Raw genomic sequence first — 3328 nt, 5'->3', positions numbered from 1 at the left:
GTTCTTAGAGAAGCCTTTGATTGGATTAATAGCCCTGGCACTGAGCAATTGTTGCATGGGGCAACCCCCAGACTATCGTAGCCGCAACAGCGTTTCACAACTGAGTTCGGGATGGTATCAGAGTGGTTCCACCGCGCCATAAGCACCAGGAAAACTTGTAGATTCGAGCAAGCTCAAACCCTGAAGACTGCATAGTGACAAAAGCAAAACTAAAATTGAAGAGATTAAAGAGAATATTAGAGGTCAAGCCCTCGGTCTGTTAGTACTTCTCGGCTTCATATGTTACCACACTTCCACCTAAAGCCTATTAACACATGTTCTATGTGTGACCTTACTTCCTTAAAGGAATGAGAACACTCATCTTGAGGTGGGCTTCCCACTTAGATGCTTTCAGCGGTTATCCACTCCAAACATGGCTACCCTGCGTTTACCGTTGGCACGATAACAGGTACACCAGCGGTTCGTCCTTCCCGGTCCTCTCGTACTAAGGAAGGCTCCTCTCAATGTTCTAACGCCTGCACCGGATATGGACCGAACTGTCTCACGACGTTCTGAACCCAGCTCACGTACCGCTTTAATGGGCGAACAGCCCAACCCTTGGGACGTACTTCCGCCCCAGGTTGCGATGAGCCGACATCGAGGTGCCAAACCTCCCCGTCGATGTGGACTCTTGGGGGAGATCAGCCTGTTATCCCTAGAGTAACTTTTATCCGTTGAGCGACGGCCATTCCACTCTGCGCCGTCGGATCACTAAAGCCGTGTTTCCACCCTGCTCGACTTGTTGGTCTCGCAGTCAAGCTCCCTTCATGCTTTTACACTCGACGCACGATTTCCAACCGTGCTGAGGGAACCATTGCGCGCCTCCGTTACCTTTTGGGAGGCGACCGCCCCAGTCAAACTGCCCACCTGAAACTGTTCCTCCACCGGATTACGGCAGTAGGTTAGAATTCTAGCTTCGCCAGAGTGGTATCTCACTGTTAACTCCATACCCCCCACAAGGGATACTTCTACGTTTCCCACCTATCCTGCGCAAGCCAAGCCCGAACACAATTCCAGGATACAGTAAAGCTTCATAGGGTCTTTCTGTCCAGGTGCAGGCAGTCCGTATCTTCACAGACAATCCTATTTCGCCGAGTCTCTCTCCGAGACACCATCCAGATCGTTACGCCTTTCGTGCGGGTCGGAACTTACCCGACAAGGAATTTCGCTACCTTAGGACCGTTATAGTTACGGCCGCCGTTCACCGGGGCTTCAGTCGTCAGCTTCAAATGGCTAACCATCCTGACCAACTTCCTTAACCTTCCGGCACTGGGCAGGCGTCAGCCCCCATACTGCGTCTATCGACTTCGCGGAGACCTGTGTTTTTGGTAAACAGTCGCCTGGATCTCTTCACTGCGACCCAAGTTTTACCTTGGGCACCCCTTCTTCCGAAGTTACGGGGCCATTTTGCCGAGTTCCTTAGAGAGAGTTATCTCGCGCCCCTTAGTTTTCTCAACCTCCCCACCTGTGTCGGTTTCGAGTACGGGTAATTTAGAATTAACGTGTTTAGAGCTTTTCTTGGAAGCTAGATTATGCCACTTCCCCTCCTTAGAGGGTCCCACTCCTATCTCATCTCAAGACGTTTTCTCCGTCTCTCATCAACTCGATTAGTTGAACCGGTAACCAACATCCGGCTGACATTCACCTTCTCCGTCCCTCTGCACTATCCTAAATTAGTACGGGATTTTTAACCCGTTCTCCATCGACTACGCCTTTCGACCTCGCCTTAGGTCCCGACTTACCCAGAGTGGACGAACCTGCCTCTGGAACCCTTGGGGTTTCGGGGTATTGGATTCTCACCAATATTTGCGCTACTCAAGCCGACATTCTCACTTCTATTCAATCCACACCTGCTCGCCGCTAGTGCTTCTCTTCAAATAGAACGCTCCCCTACCGATTCTTTTTCAAAAATCCCACAGCTTCGGTACAACGTTTAGTCCCGTTCATTTTCGGCGCAGGAGCGCTTGACCAGTGAGCTATTACGCACTCTTTCAAGGATGGCTGCTTCTAGGCAAACCTCCTGGTTGTCTCTGCACTCCCACCTCCTTTCCCACTTAACGTTGATTTGGGGACCTTAGCTGGTGGTCTGGGCTGTTTCCCTCTTGACGATGAAGCTTATCCCCCACCGTCTCACTAGCAATGTGTTCACCGAGTATTCTGAGTTTGTCTCGATTTGGTACCGGTCTCCCAGCCCGCACCGAAACAGTGCTTTACCCCTCGGCTTTAATCATTACCGCTGCGCCTCAACACATTTCGGGGAGAACCAGCTAGCTCCTGGCTCGATTGGCATTTCACCCCTAACCACACCTCATCCGCCAATTTTTCAACATTGGTCGGTGCGGACCTCCACTTGGTGTTACCCAAGCTTCATCCTGGACATGGTTAGATCGCCAGGGTTCGGGTCTATAAACGCTGATAATATCGCCCTCTTCAGACTCGCTTTCGCTTTGGCTTCGGGTTTCCCCCTTAACCTACCAGTCACTTATAAGTCGCCGGCTCATTCTTCAACAGGCACGCGGTCAGCCGTTCTATCAGCCTCCCACTGCTTGTCAGCTGACGGTTTCATGTTCTCTTTCACTCCCCTCAATGGGGTTCTTTTCACCTTTCCCTCGCGGTACTTGTTCTCTATCGCTCATGCAGACGTATTTAGCCTTACCAGGTGGTCCTGGCTGATTCACATGGAATTTCACGTGCTCCATGCTACTCGGGATTCAGCTCGTATCGTTGAATTTTCGACTACAAGACTTTCACTTTCTCTGGTGCATCTTTTCAATGCTTCGTCTAATCGCTCGATTCCTTCTCGCTGTCCCACTACCCCAACATACATGTACGTTGGTTTAGGCTCTTCCCCTTTCGCTCACCACTACTTGGGGAATCTCTTTTGATTTCTTTTCCTCCAGCTACTAAGATGTTTCAATTCGCTGGGTTCGCTCTCTCCTGTCTATATATTCAACAGGTAGTACATAGGGTTGCCCCATTCGGAAATCTCCGGCTCTTAGTCTGTTTCCAACTCCCCGGAGCTTATCGTCGGTAACCACGTCCTTCTTCGCCGCTGCATGGCTAGGTATCCACCGTCAGCCTTTAGTCGCTTGACCACTCAATATTCTTCTCTTCTATTCTAATATTGGTGTTTTTATCCGTAGCTGCTACACTACGAACTGCCTTTCACAATCTCTTGCTCTCTCGAACTTTCAATTGCTACTTCTTCTGTCACTATGCAGTTTTCAAGGTTCTTTCACTGGGTAAACCCAGCAGTCTACCACAACTATTCGTAGCAGGTGCTGAACTC

At 50.2% G+C, this 3328-nt stretch carries 2 rRNA genes; both read right to left on the bottom strand.

Annotation, left to right across the window (positions count from 1 at the left end):
- Positions 1-32 precede the first annotated feature (32 nt).
- Positions 33-150 (bottom strand): 5S ribosomal RNA (gene rrf, locus VB733_RS27305).
- An 89-nt stretch (positions 151-239) separates the two neighbouring features.
- Positions 240-3134: ribosomal RNA gene (locus VB733_RS27300) — 23S ribosomal RNA — on the bottom strand.
- Between the last annotated feature and the right edge of the window lie 194 nt (positions 3135-3328).

Origin of the sequence: Calothrix sp. UHCC 0171 (assembly GCF_034931845.1) — a bacterium.
Taxonomy (GTDB): Bacteria; Cyanobacteriota; Cyanobacteriia; order Cyanobacteriales; family Nostocaceae; genus Brunnivagina.
Note: the sequence above shows the minus strand (reverse complement) of the source record. Positions and strands in the feature narration are given on the sequence as shown.